General features: G+C 70.6%; 21 protein-coding genes and 1 riboswitch. Of the genes, 7 read left to right on the top strand and 14 right to left on the bottom strand.

What is annotated here, in order from left to right; all coding sequences use genetic code 11:
• The first annotated feature begins 61 nt into the window (after positions 1-61).
• Together ACH4DX_RS00625 and ACH4DX_RS00620 are read left to right on the top strand one after the other, a co-directional pair.
• Positions 62-1,393, top strand: a complete 1,332-nt coding sequence (locus ACH4DX_RS00625; RefSeq protein ID WP_398153478.1) for a PTS transporter subunit EIIC — start codon at positions 62-64, stop codon at positions 1,391-1,393.
• A 240-nt stretch (positions 1,394-1,633) separates the two neighbouring features.
• Entirely contained in the window at positions 1,634-2,884 is a 1,251-nt protein-coding gene (locus ACH4DX_RS00620; protein ID WP_398153477.1) for a PTS transporter subunit EIIC, read from the top strand.
• Between the two features lie 99 nt (positions 2,885-2,983).
• On the opposite strand, the gene ACH4DX_RS00615 is transcribed toward ACH4DX_RS00620, so the two are convergent.
• On the bottom strand, positions 2,984-3,736 hold the full coding sequence (locus tag ACH4DX_RS00615) for an MBL fold metallo-hydrolase (protein WP_398116493.1): 753 nt from the start codon (positions 3,734-3,736) through the stop codon (positions 2,984-2,986).
• A gap of 193 nt (positions 3,737-3,929) precedes the next feature.
• Here ACH4DX_RS00615 and ACH4DX_RS00610 point away from each other — a divergent pair, with 193 nt between their 5' ends.
• Positions 3,930-4,388, top strand: coding sequence for a type II toxin-antitoxin system PemK/MazF family toxin (locus tag ACH4DX_RS00610; protein ID WP_398153476.1), 459 nt, complete (start codon positions 3,930-3,932; stop codon positions 4,386-4,388).
• A gap of 97 nt (positions 4,389-4,485) precedes the next feature.
• On the opposite strand, the gene ACH4DX_RS00605 is transcribed toward ACH4DX_RS00610, so the two are convergent.
• The 10 genes from ACH4DX_RS00605 to clpS all read right to left on the bottom strand — a co-directional run bounded on the left by ACH4DX_RS00605 (position 4,486) and on the right by clpS (position 12,729).
• Positions 4,486-5,436 (bottom strand): PLP-dependent cysteine synthase family protein, encoded by a 951-nt coding sequence (locus ACH4DX_RS00605; protein ID WP_398116490.1) that lies wholly within the window; start codon positions 5,434-5,436, stop codon positions 4,486-4,488.
• 14 nt (positions 5,437-5,450) lie between these two features.
• Positions 5,451-5,738 (bottom strand): MoaD/ThiS family protein, encoded by a 288-nt coding sequence (locus tag ACH4DX_RS00600; RefSeq protein WP_398116488.1) that lies wholly within the window; start codon positions 5,736-5,738, stop codon positions 5,451-5,453.
• A gap of 229 nt (positions 5,739-5,967) precedes the next feature.
• On the bottom strand, positions 5,968-6,072 hold the full coding sequence (locus ACH4DX_RS00595) for a putative leader peptide (protein ID WP_016638880.1): 105 nt from the start codon (positions 6,070-6,072) through the stop codon (positions 5,968-5,970).
• Positions 6,073-6,130: 58 nt separating this feature from the next.
• Positions 6,131-7,024 (bottom strand): ABC transporter ATP-binding protein, encoded by an 894-nt coding sequence (locus ACH4DX_RS00590; RefSeq protein WP_398116486.1) that lies wholly within the window; start codon positions 7,022-7,024, stop codon positions 6,131-6,133.
• Entirely contained in the window at positions 7,021-8,022 is a 1,002-nt protein-coding gene (locus ACH4DX_RS00585) for a FecCD family ABC transporter permease (protein WP_398153475.1), read from the bottom strand. The genes ACH4DX_RS00590 and ACH4DX_RS00585 overlap by 4 nt, the downstream gene beginning before the upstream one ends.
• Positions 8,023-8,270: 248 nt before the next feature.
• Positions 8,271-9,269, bottom strand: coding sequence for an ABC transporter substrate-binding protein (locus tag ACH4DX_RS00580; protein ID WP_398153474.1), 999 nt, complete (start codon positions 9,267-9,269; stop codon positions 8,271-8,273).
• A 43-nt stretch (positions 9,270-9,312) separates the two neighbouring features.
• Positions 9,313-9,451, bottom strand: a riboswitch (cobalamin riboswitch).
• Entirely contained in the window at positions 9,437-9,859 is a 423-nt protein-coding gene (locus ACH4DX_RS00575; protein ID WP_398116480.1) for a Mov34/MPN/PAD-1 family protein, read from the bottom strand. It overlaps the preceding riboswitch by 15 nt.
• A gap of 89 nt (positions 9,860-9,948) precedes the next feature.
• Complete coding sequence (locus tag ACH4DX_RS00570; RefSeq protein ID WP_398153473.1) at positions 9,949-11,448, bottom strand: amino acid permease; 1,500 nt, start codon at positions 11,446-11,448, stop codon at positions 9,949-9,951.
• 343 nt (positions 11,449-11,791) lie between these two features.
• Entirely contained in the window at positions 11,792-12,400 is a 609-nt protein-coding gene (locus ACH4DX_RS00565; protein ID WP_398153472.1) for a DUF2017 domain-containing protein, read from the bottom strand.
• An 11-nt stretch (positions 12,401-12,411) separates the two neighbouring features.
• Complete coding sequence (clpS, locus tag ACH4DX_RS00560; RefSeq protein ID WP_030568804.1) at positions 12,412-12,729, bottom strand: ATP-dependent Clp protease adapter ClpS; 318 nt, start codon at positions 12,727-12,729, stop codon at positions 12,412-12,414.
• An 80-nt stretch (positions 12,730-12,809) separates the two neighbouring features.
• Between clpS and ACH4DX_RS00555 the strand changes: the two genes are divergently transcribed.
• The 3 genes from ACH4DX_RS00555 (at position 12,810) to ACH4DX_RS00545 (ending at position 16,297) form a co-directional block, all read left to right on the top strand.
• Complete coding sequence (locus tag ACH4DX_RS00555) at positions 12,810-14,147, top strand: nicotinate phosphoribosyltransferase (protein WP_398116474.1); 1,338 nt, start codon at positions 12,810-12,812, stop codon at positions 14,145-14,147.
• A 249-nt stretch (positions 14,148-14,396) separates the two neighbouring features.
• A complete protein-coding gene (locus tag ACH4DX_RS00550; RefSeq protein ID WP_398153471.1) occupies positions 14,397-14,981 on the top strand; it encodes a nicotinamidase in 585 nt (194 codons plus the stop codon).
• A 233-nt stretch (positions 14,982-15,214) separates the two neighbouring features.
• Positions 15,215-16,297: a YncE family protein gene (locus ACH4DX_RS00545; RefSeq protein WP_398153470.1), complete on the top strand. Its 1,083-nt coding sequence runs from the start codon at positions 15,215-15,217 to the stop codon at positions 16,295-16,297.
• 81 nt (positions 16,298-16,378) lie between these two features.
• On the opposite strand, the gene ACH4DX_RS00540 is transcribed toward ACH4DX_RS00545, so the two are convergent.
• Positions 16,379-16,696 carry a hypothetical protein gene (locus tag ACH4DX_RS00540; protein WP_398116468.1) on the bottom strand — a complete coding sequence of 106 codons (318 nt, stop codon included), beginning with the start codon at positions 16,694-16,696 and terminating at the stop codon, positions 16,379-16,381.
• 134 nt (positions 16,697-16,830) lie between these two features.
• Complete coding sequence (locus ACH4DX_RS00535; protein WP_398153469.1) at positions 16,831-19,275, bottom strand: immune inhibitor A domain-containing protein; 2,445 nt, start codon at positions 19,273-19,275, stop codon at positions 16,831-16,833.
• 494 nt (positions 19,276-19,769) lie between these two features.
• Between ACH4DX_RS00535 and ACH4DX_RS00530 the strand changes: the two genes are divergently transcribed.
• The gene (locus tag ACH4DX_RS00530) at positions 19,770-20,108 is read left to right on the top strand and encodes a hypothetical protein (protein WP_398153468.1); all 339 of its coding nucleotides are present in this window, start codon (positions 19,770-19,772) and stop codon (positions 20,106-20,108) included.
• A gap of 140 nt (positions 20,109-20,248) precedes the next feature.
• On the opposite strand, the gene ACH4DX_RS00525 is transcribed toward ACH4DX_RS00530, so the two are convergent.
• The gene (locus ACH4DX_RS00525) at positions 20,249-20,881 is read right to left on the bottom strand and encodes an RDD family protein (RefSeq protein ID WP_398153467.1); all 633 of its coding nucleotides are present in this window, start codon (positions 20,879-20,881) and stop codon (positions 20,249-20,251) included.
• Positions 20,882-20,887: the final 6 nt, after the last annotated feature.

The following is a 20,887-nucleotide window of genomic DNA, read 5'->3' as shown; positions in this document are numbered from 1 at the left end:
GCAACTGGTCTACACCAGTTTTCAACGACCGCCAAACCAAGCCGGTCCGGGAGGAACACCGATGAGTTCCGCTGCCGCCGAGGTTCCGCAGAAGAAATGGTGGAACGGCCTTTTCCAGGGCCTCCAGAAGATGGGCCGCAGCCTCCAGCTGCCCATCGCCGTGCTGCCCGCGGCCGGCATCCTGAACCGGCTCGGGCAGCCGGACGTCTTCGGGGACGACGGCCTCGGGTGGACCAATGTGGCCAAGGTCTTCGCGGCGGCGGGCGGCGCCCTGCTCGACTCCTCGCTCGGCCTCCCGCTCCTGTTCTGCATCGGCGTCGCGATCGGGATGGCGAAGAAGGCGGACGGCTCCACGGCGCTCGCCGCGGTGGCGGGCTTCCTCGTGTACTACGCGGTCCTGCGCGCCTTCCCCGAGGGCTGCCCCGCGGGCACGGACTTCGCGGGGGCGGGCATGTGGAGCGGGGTGTGCGTGGCCGAGGAGGGCGCCACCGGTGCCGCCGCCGCTCCGGCGCAGGCCTCGTACCAGAATCCTGGGGTCTTCGGCGGCATCGTCATGGGGCTGCTGGCCGCCTGGTTCTGGCAGCGCTATCACCGCGTGAAGCTGGTGGACTGGCTGGGCTTCTTCAACGGCAGGCGCCTTGTCCCCATCATCATGGCCTTCGTCGGCCTGGTGTTCGCGGGGCTGTGCGTGTGGGTCTGGCCGCCCATCGGTGACGGGCTCACCAGCTTCTCCAAGTGGCTGGTGGACCTCGGCTGGCTCGGTTCGGGCATCTTCGGCGTGGCCAACAGGGCCCTGCTCACCGTGGGCCTGCACCAGTTCCTGAACACCTTCGTCTGGTTCCAGTTCGGGGACTACACCAAGGCGGACGGCACGGTCGTGCACGGTGACATCAACCGCTTCCTGGCCGGGGACCCGACGGCCGGGCAGTTCACCTCGGGCTTCTTCCCGATCATGATGTTCGCGCTGCCCGCGGCGGCCCTGGCGATCACCCACGCGGCCCGCCCCGAGCGCCGCAAGGTCGTCGGCGGCATGATGCTCTCGGTCGGCCTGACCTCGTTCGTCACCGGCATCACCGAGCCGATCGAGTACTCCTTCCTGTTCATCGCACCCGCCCTGTACGCGATCCACGCGATCCTCACCGGCGTCTCCATGGCCGTGACCTGGGCACTCGGCGTCAAGGACGGCTTCAGCTTCTCGGCGGGCCTGATCGACTACGTCATCAACTGGAGTCTGGCCACAAAGCCTTGGTTGATCATCCCAATCGGCCTGGCATTCGCGGTGGTTTATTACTTCTTGTTCCTTTTCGTGATCAAGAAGTTCGACCTGGCCACCCCCGGGCGCGAACCGGAGGAAGTGGCGGAGGAGTTGGACAAGGAGCAGACCAAGGCATAGACCGGGGCACGACCCCGGAAGCGGAATCTCCGCGATACCCTTGGCGAGGCCCTCGGACCCTACGGTCCGGGGGCTTTTCGGCGTAGATGCGACGCTATGGCCGACCCCACAGGAATCGCGGGTTCCTTATGTCGCCTTCACCGTGTTACAACAGGTCTACACCACTGAGTGGTGTAGACCACCTGGCTGCTGTCACCCCCTTTCGTCCCCCTTCGGCAGCGCCCGCACATGGAGGAAGTCATGAGTACCGCCACCACTTCGGCGGCGCCCGCAAAGAAGCGGGGCTCCGGTCTGTTGCAGGGCCTGCAAAAGGTGGGCCGCAGTTTGCAGCTGCCCATCGCCGTGCTCCCCGCGGCGGGCATCCTGCTGCGCCTCGGCCAGCCGGACGTGTTCGGCGCGGACGGCCTCGGCTGGGGCAAGGTCGCCACGGTCTTCGCCAACGCCGGTGACGCCGTGTTCGCCAACATGCCGATGCTGTTCTGCATCGGTGTGGCGATCGGCTTCGCGAAGAAGGCCGACGGCTCCACGGCCCTCGCCGCCCTCGTCGGCTTCCTCGTCTACACCAACGTCCTGAAGGCGTTCCCGGTGACCGAGGCGAAGATCACCAAGGGCGCCGACATCGCCGCCACGTACAACGACCCCAAGGTCTTCGGCGGCATCATCATGGGTCTGATATCCGCCGTGGTCTGGCAGCGGTATCACCGCACCAAGCTGGTGGACTGGCTCGGCTTCTTCAACGGCCGCCGTCTGGTACCGATCATCATGGCCTTCATCGGCACCGCGCTCGGTGTCTTCTTCGGCCTGTGCTGGGGCCCGGTCGGCGACGCGATCACCAACTTCGGCGAGTGGATGACCGGCCTCGGCTCCATCGGCGCCGGCATCTTCGGCGTGGTCAACCGCGCGCTGCTCCCGGTCGGCATGCACCAGTTCGTGAACACCGTCGCCTGGCAGGAGATCGGCTCCTTCACGGACTCCGCGGGCAACCTGTGGCACGGCGACATCCAGCGCTTCATGCACGGCGACCCGACCGCGGGCCAGTTCATGTCCGGCTTCTTCCCGATCATGATGTTCGCGCTTCCCGCCGTCGCGCTCGCCATCACGCACACCGCGCGCCCCGAGCGCCGCAAGGTCGTCGGCGGCATGATGATGTCCCTCGCGCTGACCTCGTTCGTCACCGGCATCACCGAGCCGATCGAGTTCGCGTTCATGTTCATCGCCCCGGCGCTGTACGTGATCCACGCGATCCTGACCGCCGTCGCGATGACCCTCACCTGGGCGCTCGGCGTGCACCACGGCTTCACCTTCTCAGCCGGTGCGATCGACTACGTCCTGAACTGGAAGTTCGCCGAGAAGCCCTGGATGATCATCCCGATCGGCCTGGTGTTCGCCGCGGTCTACTACGTGGTCTTCCGCTTCGCGATCGTCAAGTTCAACATCCCCACCCCGGGCCGCGAGCCCGAGGAGGAGGTCGAGGACCTCACCAAGGCGTGAGCCTCGCCCGAGCGGCATGACGTGGGCCCCGGAACCGATTCGGTTCCGGGGCCCGTGTCGTCGTACGGGGGCGAGGGCTCGGGCCCTCCGCCGGATGCCTCAGAGCTCGTACGTCACGCCCGGGGCCGCCAGCTCCGTCGGCCCCGCGAACACCCCCCGCGCGTCCGCGAGATTCACCCGCGGGTCCGTCCACGGCGGGATGTGGGTGAGCACCAGGCGGCGGGCGCCCGCGCGGTGGGCGGTCTCGCCGGCCTCGCGGCCGTTGAGGTGCAGCGCCGGGATGTTCTCCTTGCCGTGCGTGAACGCGGCCTCGCACAGGAACAGGTCGGTGTCGGCCGCCAGTTCGTCCAGGGCCTCGCACACCCCGGTGTCCCCGGAGTACGTCAGCGACCTGTCGCCGTGCTCCACGCGGATGCCGTACGCCTCGACGGGGTGGCACACCTTCTCCGTACGCACCGAGAAGGGGCCGATCTCGAAGGCGCCGGGCTTGACCGTGTGGAAGTCGAAGACCTCGCTCATCGACGACGCGGAGGGCGTGTCGGCGTACGCCGTGGTCAGGCGCTGCTCGGTGCCCTCCGGGCCGTACACCGGGATGGGCGCGCAGCGGCCGCCCTCGTGCCGGTAGTAGCGGGCCACGAAGTACGCGCACATGTCGATGCAGTGGTCGGCGTGCAGATGGCTGAGGAAGATCGCGTCGAGGTCGTACAGACCGATGTGGCGTTGCAGCTCGCCCAGGGCGCCGTTGCCCATGTCGAGCAGCAGCCGGAAGCCGTCGGCCTCGACGAGGTAGCTCGAGCAGGCCGAGTCCGCGGACGGAAACGACCCCGAGCAGCCGACGACGGTGAGCTTCATAGAGCTGGAACCTCCACGCTGGCGGTCGGGGAATCGGGGGGCGTGCGGTGCGTCGAGCGTAAAGCGCGAAACCTCGCCCCGCTCCTCCGTCGCGTGCCGTTGTGGGCGAACTCACCTGCGGTGTCACCGGTTCGGGCGCCCCGGCCCGGCCCGCGGCGGCCGGGGCCCTGGAGGCGCCGGTACCGTCACCGGTATGGACACGACGTGGTGGCTCGCGCTCGGCGCGGTGGTGGTGCTCGCCCTCGTCGTCACCCTCGTCGACGGGTGGGGGCGCTCGGGGCGGCCGACGCGGGCGCGGGCGCGGTCGGTCGGGGCGGCGGAGGCGGAGGGGCCGTCGCTGCCGCGGCCCCGGGCCGGGGAGATCTGGTGGGCCCGGGTGCCCTACGAGGACGGGAGCGGGGGCAAGGACCGGCCCTGCCTGGTCCTCGGGGCCCGTGGGGGGCGGGTGCGCGTCGCCAAGATCACCAGTAGGCACCGGGACGGGCGGGACGGGGTGATCCCGTTGCCGCCCGGGAGTGTGGGGGACGTGCGGGGGCGTCCGAGTTTCCTCGAGACGGACGAGGTGCGGGAGGTGCCGGTGCGGGACTTCCGGCGCCGGGCGGGGGTCGTGGATCCCGCGCTGTGGAAGCAGGTGCGGCGTCTGGCCGGATAGCCCTGTCGGGGCCTTCCCCCGTCCCGCCCCTTCCCGTGTCCAGGAGGCAGAGCCCCCGGTTTCGGGAAGGGGCGGGATCGGGGAGCCCCGAGCCGGGCTACGCCCACAACTGCCCCTGCACCGCGGCGATCGCCTCCTCGTCCGTAGCCGCCGTGTAGACACCCGTCGACAGGTACTTCCAGCCCCCGTCGGCCACGACGAACACGATGTCGGCGGGCTCCCCGGCGGCGACGGCCTTGCGGCCGACGCCGACGGCGGCGTGCAGGGCGGCCCCGGTGGAGACACCGGCGAAGATCCCCTCCTCGCGGAGGAGTTCCCGGGTGCGGGTCACGGCGTCGGCGGAGCCGACGGAGAACCGGCTGGTGAGGACCGACTCGTCGTAGAGCTCGGGGACGAAGCCCTCGTCGAGGTTGCGCAGGCCGTAGACGAGGTCGTCATAGCGGGGCTCGGCAGCCACGATCCGCACGTCGGGCTTGTGCTCCCGCAGATAGCGGCCGACGCCCATCAGGGTCCCGGTGGTGCCGAGCCCGGCCACGAAGTGGGTGAGCGACGGCAGGTCGGCGAGGATCTCGGGGCCGGTGGTGGCGTAGTGGGCGCCCGCGTTGTCCGGGTTGCCGTACTGGTAGAGCATCACCCAGTCCGGGTGCTCGGCCGCCAGCTCCTTGGCCACGCGCACGGCCGTGTTGGAGCCCCCCGCCGCGGGCGACGAGATGATCTCCGCTCCCCACATCGCCAGCAGGTCGCGCCGTTCCTGGGAGGTGTTCTCCGGCATCACGCACACGATGCGGTAGCCCTTGAGCCTGGCGGCCATCGCGAGGGAGATCCCGGTGTTGCCCGACGTGGGTTCCAGGATGGTGCAGCCGGGCGTGAGCCGGCCGTCCTTCTCGGCCTGTTCGACCATGTGGAGCGCGGGCCGGTCCTTGACGGAGCCGGTCGGGTTGCGGTCCTCCAGCTTGGCCCAGATCGTCACGTCCGCCGACGGGGAGAGCCGGGGCAGCCGGACCAGCGGGGTGTTGCCGACGGCCGCGAGCGGGGAGTCGTATCGCATCGGTGCCGGGCCTGTCAGGCCATGCCGCCGGCGACGGCCGGCAGGATCGTGACGCTATCGCCGTCGGAGAGCTTCGTGGAGACGCCGTCCAGGAAGCGGACGTCCTCGTCGTTCAGGTAGACGTTCACGAAGCGGCGCAGCGCGTTGCCCTTGTCCTTGTCGATGAGCCGGTCCTGGATCCCCGCGTGCCGGGTCTCCAGGTCGGCGAAGAGCGCGGCGAGGGTCTCGCCGTTGCCCTCGACGGCCTTCTCACCGCCGGTGTAGGTGCGGAGGATGGTCGGGATGCGGACCTCGATGGCCATGCGGAGGACTCCTGTCGGGAGACGGACGGTTCGGGGGCGTACGGGGTGGTGCCTGTGGTGCCTGACTGGCCTGGCCGGCTGGGCTCGCGGAGCGGATCGTGCGGGCGGTGCGGGCCGGGTCCGGCCGGTGTCCCGGAGGGAGTCGGGGTGCGTGCGGCACGGGGCGTACGGCACGCCTCGGGGTGCTGCCGCACGCGCGGCGCCGCCGCGCACGGCGGGACGGCGCGCGTCAGGGCCGACAGATGGCGCTGGCGAGACGGCACAGGTCGACGTGCAGCCGGCCGACGAGCAGAGCGCCCGGCGTCGTATCAATGCTCACGTCGTTCGAAACCATGCGGTCATCGTAACGATTCCCGGTCCGGGACCTGGAATGTGATCTCGTATGCCGGACGCTATCCGTTCGCGGGCTGGACAGCCTCGCCGGTACGGGCCGCCCCCGGCGGACGCACCGCCCGCTGAGCCCCCGGCAGATACGTCACCGTGGGCGCCCCCGTCACCGGATGGACGGCCACCTCCGCCGCGACCCCGTACACCTCCGCAAGGAGTTCCGCGGTGAGCACCTCCCGCGGGGGCCCGGAGGCGACGACGCGCCCCGCGTCGAGGACGTAGAGGCGGTCGCAGTAGTACGCGGCCAGGGTCAGGTCGTGCAGGGCGAGGAGGTTGGCCGTGCCGAGGTCCCGTACCAGGCCGAGGATCTCCAGCTGGTAGCGGATGTCCAGGTGGTTCGTGGGTTCGTCCAGGACGAGGACGGCGGGTTCCTGCACCAGGGCCCGCGCCGTCAGGACCCGCTGCCGCTCGCCGCCGGAGAGCCGGGCGAAGGACCGCCCCGCCAGGTCCGCCGCGCCCACCCGCGCGAGGGCGCCGCGCACCAGCTCCGCGTCGGCGGCGGTGTCCGCCTCCCAGAAGCGCTTGTGCGGGGAGCGGCCCATGGCGACGATCTGGCGGACGGTGAGTTCGAAGCCCGCCTGGCCGTCCTGCGGGACCGTGGCGATGCGGCGCGCGCGGGCCTTGGCGCTCGCGCCCGCCAGGTCCGCGCCGTCGAGGAGCACCTGGCCGCCGGTGGGCGTCAGCGCCCCGTACACACAGCGGAGCAGCGTCGTCTTGCCGCTGCCGTTCGGGCCGACCAGGCCCACCGTCTCACCCGCGGAGACGGTGAGTGAGACGGCGTCGACGAGGCGGCGGCCGGAGGGGGTGGCGAAGGTGAGGTCCGCGGTGCTCAGCAGGGGGTCGGCGGCCGGCGGTCCGGCCGGTCGCGTCGCCGTCCGCGCGGTGCCCGGCCGGGTCATGCCGCCGCCTCCTGCCGTGACCGGTCCCTGCGCAGCAGCCACAGGAAGAACGGGCCGCCGGTGAGCGCAGTGAGCACGCCCACCGGGATGTCCTGCGGTGCCGCGACCGTACGCGCGGCGATGTCGGCGAGGACCAGGAACACCGCGCCCGTCAGCGCGGCCACCGGGAGCAGCGCCCGGTGCGCGGCCCCCACCAGCATGCGGGCCGCGTGCGGCACCATCAGGCCGACGAAGCCGATGGCCCCGCTCTGCGCGACGAGCACCCCGGTCACCAGGGAGGCCAGGGCGAAGACGCCCGCGCGGAACCGGGCCGTGTTCAGACCGAGGACGGTGGCGCCCTCCTCGCCGACCAGGAGCAGGTCGAGGGGCCTGGCGAGCGCGAGCAGGAGGCCCGTACCGACCGTGAGGACGACCAGCGGCAGCGCGAGCGTGTCCCAGCGGGCGCTGCCCAGGCCGCCGAGCGTCCAGTACAGGACCTCCTTGAGGTGGTCGGCGCGGGCGGAGACCACCAGGATCAGGCTGGTCAGCGCGGCCAGGACGTAGGAGACGGCGACGCCCGCGAGGATCAGGCGGTTCGTGGTGAAGCCGCCGCCGGGATCCCGGGCGAGGGTGTACACGAGGAGCAGTGCGAGGAAGGCGCCCACGAAGGACGCCGCCGGGATCGTCACCGTCGTGGCCAGGCCCGCGCCCACGCCGAGCACGATCACCGCGACCGCCGCGGCCGAGGCGCCCGAGGAGATGCCGAGCAGGAAGGGGTCCGCCAGGGGGTTGCGGACCAGAGCCTGGAGGGTGGTGCCGACCACGGCGAGGCCCGCGCCCACGGCTGCGCCGAGCAGGACCCGTGGGAGGCGGACGTCGAGGACGATCGTGCGGTACGGGGACGGGTCCTCCGCCCGGCCCGTGAGGATGTGGAAGACGTCCGCGGGCGGGATCTTCACCGAGCCCCACATCAGCGCGGCGAGGCCTGCGGCCACCAGGGCGAGGACCAGGGCGGCCATGACGGCGCCGTACGCCAGTCCGGTGCGGGGAGGCCTCCCCTCGGACGGGGCGGCGTCCCGCCGGTCGGCCCGCCGGTCGGCCCGTCGCTCGGCCCGTCGCTCGGCCTTGGGCTTCGTCCTCGAACGCCGGGCGGTCTGCCCGGTCCCCGGAACGGCCTGACCGGTCCCCGCAACGGGCTGACCCGTCCCCGGAACGGCCTGACCGGCCCCCGGCGCGGGCCTCGCGGTGCCCGCGGAGCGAAGCCCCCTCACCGCAGCTGCTCCGCCAGCTTCCGCACCGCCCCGGGTGCCCGCACCCCGAGCACCACGTCCGACAGCGGCAGCACCGCGAACCGCTTGTTCCTGACGGCGGGGACGTCCTTGAGGGCAGGGTCGTCGAGGAGGCGCTTCTTCTTCTGGGCGACGGTCGTGGCGCCGTAGTCGTAGATGACGATCACCTCGGGGCGGCGGTCCACGACGGTCTCCCAGGAGGCGTCGCCGAAGGGCTTGTCGAGGTCGGACATGACGTTGCGGCCGCCCGCGCGCTCGATGATGTCGTTCCCGATGCCGCGCCCGCCCGCGGTGAACGCCGTCTTGTCGCCGCTGTCGTACACGAAGACCGCGGGCGGCTTGCCGTCCTCGGCGGACCGGGCGGACTCCTTCGCGGTGGCGGCCAGTTCTGCCTCGGCGGCACGGATCCACTTCTCGGCCCGGTCGCGGACGCCGAAGGTGGCGCCGACCTCGCGCACCTCGCGGTAGAGGTCGTCCATCGTGACGGACTTCCCGGCGCAGCCCTCGATGTTGAGGCGGGACTTGATGCCGGACTTGGCGAGGGCCTCGCGCGAGCGCCCCTCGCCCGCCGTGAAGGCGCTGGCGTAACCGCCGTACACCATGTCGGGGTTGGCGGCGAGCAGCTTCTCGTAGGAGGGGTACTCCTTGGCGAGCACCGGGCGGGACTCGTAGGCCTTCTCGTACTCGGGCAGGATCTTGTCGTCGAGGTAGGCGGTCCCGGCGATGCGGTCCTTCAGGCCGAGCGCGAGGAGGATCTCCGTCACGTGCTGGTTCATGGTGACGGCGCGCTTCGGGGGAGCCGCGTACGTGGTCTTCTGGCCGCAGTTGGTGACGGTGTACGGGAATCCGGCGGCGGACGCCCCGGCCTTCCCCTCGGTGTCGGGGCCGGAGTCCGACGAGGAGCACGCGGCCAGGGGGATCAGCATCGCCGCGGCGGTCAGGGCGTGCGTGAGCGGGCGGGTACGGCGCGAGAGCATGGCGGCGCGGCCTCCTCCAGGGGATTTCCGCGTCCCCTGCGTCAAGTGGGAGAGGGCGGCAGGTCAGTTCCTGGCTCACGGTCCGCGCGGGCGCGGGCCGGTCACAGTGGCGGGACCGCGCCGGATTCGCACCGGCTTCCTGGGTCCTGCCGCCTCAAGGGTCGTGCTCAGTATGCCGGTACGACCCGGACCTCCTCCTCGGTGACCTCCCCCTCGACGATCCGGAACGAGCGGAACTGGAAGGGGCCCGCGTCGTCGGTGTCCGCGGTGGAGACCAGGACGTAGTGCGCGCCGGGCTCGTTGGCGTAGGAGATGTCGGTGCGGGAGGGGTAGGCCTCGGTCGCGGTGTGCGAGTGGTAGATGACCACCGGGTCCTCGTCGCGGTCGTCGAGGTCGCGGTACAGCTTGAGCAGATCGGCGGAGTCGAACTCGTAGAACGTGGGCGAGCGGGCCGCGTTCAGCATCGGGACGAACCGCTCGGGGCGGTCGGTGCCCGCGGGGCCCGCGAGGACGCCGCAGGCCTCGTCGGGGTGGTCCTCGCGCGCGTGCGCGACGATCTGGTCGTGGAGGGCCTGGGTGATGGTCAGCATGTCGGCCAGGATAAGCAGCAGGGCGGCCCCGTACCGAAGTGTGGTACGGGGCCGCCCGCATGCTGGACGTACGGAGTGCGACGGCGGGGTCAGTCCTTGTTGGGCTTCGCGCCGCTCTCAGCGGCGGGACCGCCGTGCTCGCGCTTCTTGAAGGCCGCGGCCCCCGGGTTGCGGCTCTTCAGGACCAGGTAGGACACGCCCAGGATCGCGGCCCAGACCGGGGCGCAGTACAGCGAGATCCTGGCGTCCTTGTCGACGCCCATCATCACGATGACCATGCCGATGAAGGCGAGCGCGAACCAGCTGGTGTACGGGGCGCCCGGCGCGCGGAAGCTGGACTGCGGCAGGACGCCGCGGTCGGCCTTGCGGCGGTAGTTGATCTGGGAGACCAGGATCATGATCCAGGCCCACATGCCGGAGATGGTGGCGAAGGAGACGACGTAGTTGAACGCCTCGCCCGGCCACTGGTAGTTGATCCACACGCCGACGAGCATCAGCGCGGCGGACGCGGTGGTGCCGACGAGCGGCAGGCCGTTCTTGGTGAGCTTGGTGAAGAACTTCGGGCCCTGGCCGTTGAGCGCGAGGTCGCGCAGCATGCGGCCGGTGGAGTACATGCCCGAGTTGCAGGAGGAGAGCGCGGCGGTCAGGACCACGAAGTTCACGATCGCGGCGCCGACGCCGAGGCCCATCTTCTCGAAGGCGGCGACGAACGGGGAGACGCCGGGCTGGAAGTGCGTCCACGGCACGACCGACAGGATCATGATGAGCGCGCCGACGTAGAAGACGGCGATGCGCCACGGCACGGTGTTGATCGCCTTGGGCAGGGTCTTCTTCGGGTCCTTGGACTCGCCCGCGGTGACGCCGACCAGCTCCACGGCGAGGAAGGCGAACATCACGATCTGGAGGGTCATCAGCGTGTTGCCGATGCCGTTGGGGAAGAAGCCGCCGTTGTCCCACAGGTGCGAGACGGAGGCGGTGTCACCGGCGTCGGAGAAGCCGATGGTGAGGATGCCGGCGCAGATCAGGATCATGCCGATGATGGCGGTGACCTTGACCATGGAGAACCAGAACTCCAGCTCGCCGAAGAGCTTCACGGAGATCAGGTTGGCGCCGTACAGGATGACGGTGAAGATCAGGGCGTAGCCCCATTGGGGAATGGAGTCATGGGTCCAGTACTGCATGTACTGGGCCGCCGCCGTGACTTCCGTGATGCCGGTGACGACCCAGAAGAGCCAGTACGTCCAGCCGGTCACGAACCCGAAGAAGGGGCCGACGAACTCGCGGGCGTACTCCGAGAACGAACCCGAGACGGGGCGGTACATCAAGAGCTCGCCGAGCGCGCGCATGATGAAGAAGATGACGAGACCCGCGATCGCGTACGCGAGGATGAGGCTCGGGCCCGCCTTGTGGATGGCCTTGCCCGCGCCGAGGAACAGGCCGGTGCCGATGGCACCGCCAATCGCGATCATCTGGATCTGCCGGGCTCCGAGCCCGCGCTGATAGCCCTCGCTGTCGCCGGCCCCGCCGGCGCCCGCGGCACCATTGCCGCCGTGCTCGTCGTAGTGCTCTTCGACCTGCACTGAGGTCATGGTGACGCCTTTCTCCATGCTGATCCGCGCCGCGAACTGCGGTTTCGCCGCGGACCAGGTCCTGATCCCCCCGGATGGTGATGGAGTGCCGCCGACGGTCTGCCGGCCTGTAGCGCCCCCGGCGACATGGGTGGCGTCACCGAGCGGTCGTGAAGATTTATCACGGCCGCCACAGTGATCGAGTGGCCCTTATGTGGCACACACCACAGGAAGAAGCGGACAAAGTTCTCTCGGCGCTACACACCGGGACAACGAGGTGACAGGATCGTTATGCGGATTTGAGCGTCCGTTGAGCGAACGTCCATGATCTTCAAAAAGGCGTCACACATCGGGCGGGAAACCGTCACGGAAGCAGCGTCTCGACGAGCGTCTCCTGGAGGCCGCCGAGCCACAGATAGGCCATCACCATGGGCTTGCGCGGGTCGGTGTCCGGCAGCCGGTAGAGGATGTCCGTGTCCTCCTCGTCGGTGACGTCGAGCCGGGCGCCGATCGCGAGCCGCAGATCGTTGAGCGAGCCGAGCCAGGACCGCGAGTCGTCGACGGACAGCTTCAGGACGGCACCGCCCTCGCCCGCCACCGTGAGCGCGTCCAGGGAGCGGATGACGGCGAGCGCGTCGTCCCGCTTGCGGGCCCGCAGGTCGTTCTCCGTGAACCGCCGGAACTCCGCGGAGTAGGCGCGCAGCTCGTCGGCCCTCTCCAGGGAGGCCGACTCGCTGCCGGGACCGCCGTAGGCGTCCGGGAGCAGCCGCTTCAGGACCGGGTCGGCGGGCGGCTCGCTCGGCCCTTGTGCGAACAGCTCGGCGAGCGGGTCGCCGTCGTCGCCCGCGGGCTCCTCGCCCGGGCCGATCAGCTCGAGGAGCTGCACGGCGAGCGAGCGGATGATCGAGATCTCGACCTCGTCGAGCGCGACGGCGGCGCCGCCCCCCGGGATCGGTTCGAAGTGTCCTGGCATCAGTCGCGTCGCTACTTCCGGTCCTGCTGGAGCGTTGCCCACAGCCCGTATCCGTGCATCGCCTGCACGTCGCGTTCCATCTCCTCGCGGCTGCCGCTGGAGACGACCGCCCGGCCCTTGTGGTGCACGTCCATCATCAGCTTGGTGGCCTTCTCCTTCGAGTACCCGAAGTACGACTGGAAGACGTAGGTCACATAGCTCATGAGGTTGACCGGGTCGTTGTGCACGAGCGTGATCCACGGCACGTCCGGCTCGGGGACCGCGAAGGTCTGTTCTTCCGCGTCCGGGCGGGTGATCTCTACGGGAGCAGCGCTACTCACCTGCCCCATGCTGCCACCCGAAGCGGCCCACCGCACAAACGGACCCCTGAAATCGTCAGAGTGACGAGATGCGGGGTAGCATTCTTGACATGAACTTTGGGGAGCAGCATGACTTGGGGCTGCCGGTGGACGTCCCCTCCACCGCGCTCTTCACGGATCACTACGAGTTGACGATGCTCCAGGGCGCGCTGAGCTCCGGCACCGCCGACCGGCACTCGGTCTTCGAGGTCTTCACCCGCAGGCTGCCCGAGGGCCGCCGCTACGGCGTGGTGGCCGGTACCGGGCGGGTCCTCGACGCCGTCGAGAACTTCCGCTTCGACTCCGGCGTCCTCGACTTCCTGCGCGAGCGGGGCGTGGTGGACGCCCGGACCCTGGAGTGGCTCGCCTCGTACCGCTTCGGCGGGGACATCTGGGGCTATCCCGAGGGCGAGGTGTACTTCCCCGGGTCGCCGATCCTCAGGGTCGAGGGCAGCTTCGCGGAGTGCGTGCTCCTGGAGACCGTGATCCTCTCGATCCTCAACCACGACTCGGCCATCGCGGCCGCCGCGTCCCGGATGGCCTCCGCCGCTGGCGGGCGGCCGCTGATCGAGATGGGCGCCCGCCGCACCCACGAGCTCGCGGCGGTCGCGGCGTCCCGGGCCGCGTACGTCGGCGGCTTCACCACCACCTCCAACCTGGCGTCCGGGTTCCGCTACGGCATCCCGACCGTCGGCACCTCCGCGCACTCCTTCACGCTGGTGCACGACAGCGAGCGGGACGCCTTCCGCGCCCAGGTGGACGCGCTCGGCCGCGGCACCACCCTGCTCGTCGACACCTACGACGTCACCGAGGCCGTCCGCATGGCCGTGGAGATCGCCGGGCCCGAGCTGGGCGCCGTGCGCATCGACTCCGGCGATCTGCTGCTCGTGGCGCACCGGGTGCGCAGGGAGCTGGACGAGCTGGGCGCCACCGGCACCAGGATCGTGGTCACCTCCGACCTGGACGAGTACGCGATCGCCTCCCTCGCGGCGGCGCCCGTGGACGCCTACGGCGTGGGCACCCAGCTGGTCACGGGGTCCGGGCACCCCACGGCGTCCATGGTCTACAAGCTGGTCGCCCGCGCCCGCTCCGCCGACCCCGGGGCCCCGCTCGAACCCGTCGCCAAGAAGTCGCTCGGCGGCAAGTCCTCGCTCGGCGGCCGCAAGTGGGCGGCGCGGCGCACGGACGCGGAGGGATTCGCGGAGGCCGAGGTCGTCGGCACCGGTCCCGTACCCGCCCCTCTCGCCGGGAGCCTGCTCCAGGTCGAGCTGGTCAAGGGCGGCGACGTCATCGCCCGCGAGCCCCTCGACACCGTGCGGGAGCGGCACGCGGCGGCCCGCGGCCTGCTGCCCCTGTCCGCCACCCAGCTGTCCCGCGGCGACGCGGTCATCCCCACGGAGCACGTGTGAGGGCGGGAGCGGCTGTGAGCGCGGGGGCGCCCCGGGCCACGGGGATGCCGGTGACCGCGGGAGTGGCCGGGGGCGCGGGAGTGGCCAGGGTCGCGGGAGCGCCCGTGGCCACCGGTGTGTCACCGCGTGTGACGGGCTGTGCCCACCCATGGGTACCCGCCGTGAACGCGTGCGCCCCGCCACGCCCTCTCCCGCTGCGGTCGTGAAGTCTCTACGCTCGGTTCATCCAGCTAGCTAAGGAATCCCGCCATGCGTCGCGCCCTGATCGTCGTAGATGTACAGAACGACTTCTGCGAAGGGGGCAGCCTCGCGGTTCCCGGCGGCGCGGACGTGGCCGCCGCCATCACCGAGCTCATCGGCCAGGCCTCGGTCGCCTACCGCCATGTCGTGGCCACCCGCGACCACCACATCGACCCCGGCGCCCACTTCTCCGACCACCCCGACTTCGTCGACTCTTGGCCGCCGCACTGCGTGGCGGGCACGGAGGGCGTGGGCTTCCACCCGAACTTCGCGCCCGCCGTGGCGTCGGGGGCGATCGACGCCGTCTTCGACAAGGGCGCCCACTCCGCCGCCTACAGCGGTTTCGAGGGCGTCGACGAGAACGGGCTCTCGCCGGCCGAGTGGCTGCGGGAGCGGCAGGTGCGGGAGGTCGACGTGGTGGGCATCGCCACGGACCACTGCGTACGGGCGACCGCCCTCGACGCGGTGCGCGCGGGCTTCCGTACGCACGTCCTGCTCGACCTCACGGCCGCGGTGGCCGAGGCCACCACCCAGCGGGCCCTGGACGAGCTGCGCGCCGCCGGCGTCGAACTCACCGGCAAGCCGGTCCTCTAGCCCTTCGCGCGGCCCACCCCGGCGCGACCCGCCCGCTCGCGGCCCACCCCGGCGCCGGTTCCCGCGCCGCCCGCCCCCGCGCGGCCCGGCTGCACCCGCACGGCCGCATTGGCCCACCTGGCCGCGTGCGAAAGGGCGACTTCTCCTTGCCGCCGTGCGCCAACCACCTGTCCGGCGTTTGAACGTATGTGTCTGTCCAGGCATTTTCGAACGCCAGCACCAGAGGTGATGCCATGCCGCGCTCCGTCCTGCCCGGCCGAATCCCCGGCCCCCGGCGCACCCTCGCCGCGCACACCCGCCGCGTGCGTTCCAGACTGGCGGTCGGTGCCGCCTTCGCGGCCATGGCGTGCGCCCCGGTCGCGGCCTCGCCCGGGGCGCCCGCGCCCCCGGCCGCGGAAAAGGGCGCGAAGGGCGCGCCGGGCGGCGGCTTCCCGATGCGCATCATCGCCTACGTGGCGAGCAGCGGTACCGGAACCGTCCGCTCCTTCGACGTGCGCCTGGAGCGGCCCGTCACGTCCACGGAAGTCGGCAACGGCCCCACCGGTGTGGGCGCGGCTCCCGACGGCTCCACCGTCTACGTGGCGAACGGCCCGTCCAGCACCGTCTCCTTCATCGAGACCACCGGCCACAAGGTCGTGGCGACCGTCCCGGTCGGCTCGTACCCGTTCTCGGCCACCCCGAGCCGGGACGGGAACCGGATCTACACCGCGAACTGGGGCAGCGACACCGTGTCGGTCATCGACGCCGCCACCCGCAAGGTCACCGCGACCGTCCCCGTGGGGGAACTCCCGCACAGCGTGGCCACCCTGCCCGGCGACATCGCCTACGTCAGCAACAGCGGCACCAACGATGTCACCGTGCTGTCCGGGGAGAACCGCCCGCTGGCCCGCATCCCGGTGGGTGACTTCCCCAGCGGGATCGCCGGCACCGTGAAGGGCGACAGGGTCTACGTCGCCAACACGGGCTCCGGCACCGTCTCGGTCATCGACACCGACACCCGTGCGGTGGCCGCCACCTGGGCGGTCGGCAAGGGGCCGCTCGGCCTCGGGGTCAGCCCCGACGGGCTCCGCCTGTACGCCGCCGACTCCGGGGACGACGCGCTGCTGATCATCGACACCTCGACCGGCCGGGTCCTCGGCCGCGTGCCCGTGGGCAAGACGCCCCAGGGCGTGGCGCTCAGCCCCGGCGGCAGCCGGGTCTGGGTCACCAACGAGGGCTCGGACACCGTCTCGGTGGTCAGTGCGACGACGCAGAAGGTACGGGCGACCCTGCCCGCGGGGAACGAGCCCGAGGGCATCGCCATCACCCCCAGGTGAGAGGGCGCGACCACCGGTACGGGAACGCTCGCCCCCGCCGTCCTCGCCCTGCGGGGACGGTGGCGGGCCCCGGCAGGTGCCCTACGCGGCCGCGCGGCGCCCGAGCAGCGCGCGGATGGGATGCCACAGCTCTCCGGCCGCGGTGGCCTCCGTGCGCCATATGAGGCCGTCCGGGTGGTGCAGCACCGCGGTGACCTCGTCCGGCGTGGGCGGGCGCGCGTTGCCGCGCAGGTAGACCGCCCGCAGACCGAGGTTGCGCAGCCTGGTCAGGGCCCGCGCCCGGTTCACCGCGTGCACCAGCACACGGACCTTCCCGGTGGCGTCCGGCGATGGTCCCGGCAGGGTCAGTGCCACCACCACGGTGCCGTTCGGCAGCTTGCAGAAACCTCCTGCGGCCATGCTCTGTCACACCCCCGTGAGACGTCGTGTCAATAAGAGAACCACAGGACGCACCTAAACACGATCGGCCGCCGCCCGCTAGGGGGCGACGGCCGATCGGCTGAAAACAGGTCTATGACCTGCGATGACGCAAATTACTTCGAGGAGCGGCCCACCTCGACCGTGATCGTCGAGCCGTCCTTGGGCTGCTTGACGATCTCGATCCGAGTGTTGGTGTCAGTGACCTTGACACTTCCCGTGGGGTTCTCCGCGTACCAGTAGGTGCCCTTGCGGTCGTCGAAGACCGGGACGCCCTTCTTGGACTTGATCTTGAGCGCCACGTCCGCGTTGTGCAGCGTGAACGCGTCCGTCGCGTACTTCGAGAAGGGGGCGTCGAACGGCTGGATCTTGTTCCGCAGGAGCGTGCCGTCCTTCCACTTCATCGGCTTGGCGTGGGCGTCGACCGGCAGGATCAGACCCTTGCCCGGGTGCTGGCTGACGTTGTTGTCCTTCTGGGAGGTGTCCCACTGCCAGATCATCAGACCGGTCTGGTACGGGTAGTGCTCGACCCAGTCGGGACGCGAGGCGGAGAAGCCGAAGTTGTACGGGCCCTTCTCCAGCGTCTTGTCGTAGCTCACGTACTGGCGGTTCTCGGCGAGGTAGTACTGCTCGTACTTCTTGGTGAAGGACTCGCCGATGCGCGAGAAGCCCTTCGCGCGCCAGCCGTTGTCGTCGCCCTCGGCGCCGTCCTCGAACAGCTTGGTGCCGTCCGCGGTCACCGTGAGGGCGTCGGCGGCGAAGCCCTTGCCCGCGGTGCCGCCGTCGGTGGCGTAGCGGAAGCGGAGGTCGATCTTCTTGCCGGCGTAGGCGTCGAGCGGGAAGACCAGGCTCTGGTACTTCGTCGAGGCGCCGGTCAGGGCCGGCTTGTCGCCCGCGTCCCGGGTGATCTGCTTGCCGTCGGCCTTGCCGTCGACGGGCGTCCAGTTGGCGCCGCCGTCGGTGGACACCTCGGTGTAGAGGTAGTCGTAGTTGGCCTCGATGTCCCACCAGCCCTTGAGGGACAGCTCGGCCTTGGACCTGCCGGTGAGGTCCAGGGAGCGGGTGAGGGTGTTCTTCAGGTCGTCGCCCTGGTCGCTCCACCACTGCTTGGCGCCCGCGGCGGGCTTCACGATGGTGGTGGTGACCGCCTTCTTGGGCAGGTCGACCAGGAGCGCCTGGCGGTGCCGGGTGTTGTACTCCGCCACGCCGAGCTTGTGCTCGGAGGTCGTCGCGGCCTTCGCCTTGGCGTAGTCGAGCCAGCCCAGCTGGAACTTGTCCCAGGCGGTCATGTCGCCGGGCAGGTCACCGATGGCGTTCTTGGCGGTGCCGAGCCAGGAGCCCGCCGACATCAGCGACCAGAAGCCGACGGAGTTCTCGGCCTTGCCCGTGGTGTCGTACAGGTCGGGCAGGCCCAGGTCGTGGCCGTACTCGTGGGCGAAGACGCCGAGGCCGCCGTTCTCCGGCTGCATCGTGTAGTCGCCGACCCAGATGCCCGAGTCGCCGATCTGGGTGCCGCCGGACTTGTTGTCCGCAGGACCCGTCTTGCCCGCGTCGTTGCCGTACGCGTACCAGCGGTGCGCCCACAGGGCGTTCTCGCCCTCGGCGCCGCCGCCCGCGGACTCGTCCTCGCCCGCGTGCACGATCTGGAAGTGGTCGATGTACCCGTCGGGCTCGTTGAAGTCGCCGTCGCCGTCGAAGTCGTAGCGGTCCCACAGGTCGTACTTGGCGAGGTCCGCCTTGATCTGCGCGTCCGTGCGGCCCTTGGCCTTCTGGTCCTTGACCCAGGCCGCCGTGCCGTCGCGCACCGCGTCCCAGACGTTGGCGCAGTTGGAGTCGCCGCAGTAGTTGGAGCCGTAGCGGGCCTCGTTGTAGTCGACCTTGACCCAGTCCGAGACCGTGCCGTCGACCGAGTAGCGGCCGGATGAGGTCTTCTCGTAGTAGGTCTTCAGCGAGTGCTTGGGCTTGCCGTTGCTGTCCTTGCCCTTGCCCTTGCCGAAGTACAGGTCCTTGAAGTGCTTCTGGTTGTAGTCCGCCTGCCAGGCCGTGCTGTTGTCCTTCGCACGGTCCGGCTTGGCTATCTTGTTGTGCGCGGGGCCCGGCTTGCCGCCGTACTTCTTGACCGGCTGCTCGGGTCCTTCGGGGCCGTCCGGGTCGTACAGGGTGGTGTCGTCCACCTTGTTCCCGAACTCGACCAGGATCGTGAAGATCTTGTCGGTCTTCTCCCGGCCCAGCTCGACGTACTTCTTGTCGTCGAGCTTCACGACGTTCGACCCGTCGCGCTTGTGGACCTTGGCGTCGCCCGCGACGACCTGCTCGAGGGCGGCCTTGCGCTGCTGCGCCTGCTGCTTGCTGAACGGCCCCTCGAGGTCGTGGTCGACATGGGCCTTGGCGTCCGCCGGATCGCGGCGGTCGACGGTGGGCGCCTTGTCCGACGCGGACGCCCTGGCGGCGCTCCCGCCGTCGTCGGCAGCGGCCACTCCGTACGCCGAGAACGTCGCGGTCGCCGCCGCGAGAGCCACCGCAGCCGCGGCCGCTCGATACGTCCGTCTCTTGACTGTCACTTGATGTTGTCCTCCCCCGCGCCCGCGTTCACGGACCGAAACTTCCCGGTCGGAGAGAGGTCCGCGCGCGAAATGCGCGTCACAAGTGACGACATTCGACCGGAGAGAGCGGAGAAAAGACAGTCCTTGACTTGAACAGGCCAAGTGCCTTATACGCGCCCACGCGTCCGATATCCGGACGCCGCTCACCGCACCCCGGAGGCGCACCCGGGCCGGTCGGCGTCTCCGCCAACGGGCGCGTCGCACCGTCCAGTTGGCGGGACGCATGAATCGGTGCGCCCCCTGTGCTCCGGCACCGTGCGTCAGGTCACGCTTACCGCTCGTTCCCGTCGGGCATGCAGGCGAATAGAGTCAATTCGACGGTGCGCATAGGTACTCGGCGAGGCTTCCAAGTCGTCACCTTTGAGCACCCTTTGTTTCTTATACGTCCGCTTCGTCTGGATCTCTCCCCCGCATCCGCTGTCCCGAGGACGGATCACGCCATGTCTCGCCCCATGCCTCGTCCGACCGTCGCACAGCTCACCTACGGAACCGTGACCGTCGTCTGTAGCGCTCTCGCCATGCTGTTGCTCTCCCAGGCGAGTTCGACGCCGGGTATCGCGGTCATCACCTTCGCCGCGCTCGGCCTCGGGCTGCTCGTGGCGCTGACGGTACCCCTGCCTCAACGGGCCCCGGAGCCGGTCGCGGAGCCCGCGGCCACAGCCACGGCCACGGCCACGGCCACGGAGGATCGAATTCCGGTGCAGCGCACCGTGCTCACCGTCGACCCCGCGGCCCACCCGTCACGACCGACCCGTCCGGCCCGCCCCGTACGCGAACCGGCGGGTCCGTGACGCCGTACGTGCCTCGCACGTGACGGCCGCCACGAACCCGCCGTACGCCGTACCGCCCGGCGCCGCCGCAGCGCCGGGCCGTACGCATGCCCGCGGCCCGGCCCGTGCCGGGCCCGGGTTCCCGCACCGGCCGCGCGGGCTCACCGCACGCTGACCACCACGGTCTTGGCGGCCTTGTCGTGCAGGCCCTGCCGGTACGGCTTGTCGAAGAAGCTCCAGCCGCCGCAGATCGCCGTCCAGATGCACGCGCAGCAGAACGCGAACGGCAGCCACAGGACCGCGGAGCGCACGAGCGCCGTCGGCAGGGTCGGCGTCGCCCCGTCGTTGAGGTTCGCCACCCGCAGGCCCAGCCACTTCTTTCCCAGCGTCTGGCCGGTCCTGGAGATGAGGAAGCTGTCGTACGCCATGTAGAGCACCGCGGCCAGAAGCGACTGGCCGAACGACTTACCCGCTTCGGCCTCGTCCGGGTCGAGGTCGTACTCGTTCGTGCCGAACAGCAGCGTCAGAAGCCATACGACGATGCCGACGAGCACCATGTCGATGATGCGGGCGAGGACGCGTTTGCCGCTGTCCGCGAGCGGGGGCATCCCGGCCAGGGGGTCCTGGCCGCCGTATCCGCCCCCGTAGGGGTCGCCTCCGTACGGGCTTCCTCCGTACGGGCCTCCTCCGCCCGGGGGCGGGGGGCCTCCCGGCGGTGGGGGCGGCTGCTTCCTGAAGGGGTCGTTGTCCTCGGGGTCCGGGGGGCCGGGGTACTGCGGCGGTTCGGTGCTCATGGAGTG

The organism is Streptomyces sp. NPDC017940 (genome assembly GCF_044328435.1).
Classification (GTDB): Bacteria; Actinomycetota; Actinomycetes; order Streptomycetales; family Streptomycetaceae; genus Streptomyces.
The sequence above is the reverse complement of the archived record's forward strand: the minus strand, read 5'-3'. Positions and strand labels throughout refer to the sequence as shown.

Bases quoted from the DNA above. Each gene is read 5' to 3' on its own strand.
- ACH4DX_RS00625 (WP_398153478.1), top strand. From the start codon at position 62: ATGAGTTCCGCTGCCGCCGAGGTTCCGCAGAAGAAATGGTGGAACGGC.
- ACH4DX_RS00620 (WP_398153477.1), top strand. From the start codon at position 1,634: ATGAGTACCGCCACCACTTCGGCGGCGCCCGCAAAGAAGCGGGGCTCC.
- ACH4DX_RS00615 (WP_398116493.1), bottom strand. From the start codon at position 3,736: ATGAAGCTCACCGTCGTCGGCTGCTCGGGGTCGTTTCCGTCCGCGGAC.
- ACH4DX_RS00610 (WP_398153476.1), top strand. From the start codon at position 3,930: ATGGACACGACGTGGTGGCTCGCGCTCGGCGCGGTGGTGGTGCTCGCC.
- ACH4DX_RS00605 (WP_398116490.1), bottom strand. From the start codon at position 5,436: ATGCGATACGACTCCCCGCTCGCGGCCGTCGGCAACACCCCGCTGGTC.
- ACH4DX_RS00600 (WP_398116488.1), bottom strand. From the start codon at position 5,738: ATGGCCATCGAGGTCCGCATCCCGACCATCCTCCGCACCTACACCGGC.
- ACH4DX_RS00595 (WP_016638880.1), bottom strand. From the start codon at position 6,072: ATGGTTTCGAACGACGTGAGCATTGATACGACGCCGGGCGCTCTGCTC.
- ACH4DX_RS00590 (WP_398116486.1), bottom strand. From the start codon at position 7,024: ATGACCCGGCCGGGCACCGCGCGGACGGCGACGCGACCGGCCGGACCG.
- ACH4DX_RS00585 (WP_398153475.1), bottom strand. From the start codon at position 8,022: ATGGCCGCCCTGGTCCTCGCCCTGGTGGCCGCAGGCCTCGCCGCGCTG.
- ACH4DX_RS00580 (WP_398153474.1), bottom strand. From the start codon at position 9,269: ATGCTCTCGCGCCGTACCCGCCCGCTCACGCACGCCCTGACCGCCGCG.
- ACH4DX_RS00575 (WP_398116480.1), bottom strand. From the start codon at position 9,859: ATGCTGACCATCACCCAGGCCCTCCACGACCAGATCGTCGCGCACGCG.
- ACH4DX_RS00570 (WP_398153473.1), bottom strand. From the start codon at position 11,448: ATGACCTCAGTGCAGGTCGAAGAGCACTACGACGAGCACGGCGGCAAT.
- ACH4DX_RS00565 (WP_398153472.1), bottom strand. From the start codon at position 12,400: ATGCCAGGACACTTCGAACCGATCCCGGGGGGCGGCGCCGCCGTCGCG.
- clpS (WP_030568804.1), bottom strand. From the start codon at position 12,729: ATGGGGCAGGTGAGTAGCGCTGCTCCCGTAGAGATCACCCGCCCGGAC.
- ACH4DX_RS00555 (WP_398116474.1), top strand. From the start codon at position 12,810: ATGAACTTTGGGGAGCAGCATGACTTGGGGCTGCCGGTGGACGTCCCC.
- ACH4DX_RS00550 (WP_398153471.1), top strand. From the start codon at position 14,397: ATGCGTCGCGCCCTGATCGTCGTAGATGTACAGAACGACTTCTGCGAA.
- ACH4DX_RS00545 (WP_398153470.1), top strand. From the start codon at position 15,215: ATGCCGCGCTCCGTCCTGCCCGGCCGAATCCCCGGCCCCCGGCGCACC.
- ACH4DX_RS00540 (WP_398116468.1), bottom strand. From the start codon at position 16,696: ATGGCCGCAGGAGGTTTCTGCAAGCTGCCGAACGGCACCGTGGTGGTG.
- ACH4DX_RS00530 (WP_398153468.1), top strand. From the start codon at position 19,770: ATGCCTCGTCCGACCGTCGCACAGCTCACCTACGGAACCGTGACCGTC.
- ACH4DX_RS00525 (WP_398153467.1), bottom strand. From the start codon at position 20,881: ATGAGCACCGAACCGCCGCAGTACCCCGGCCCCCCGGACCCCGAGGAC.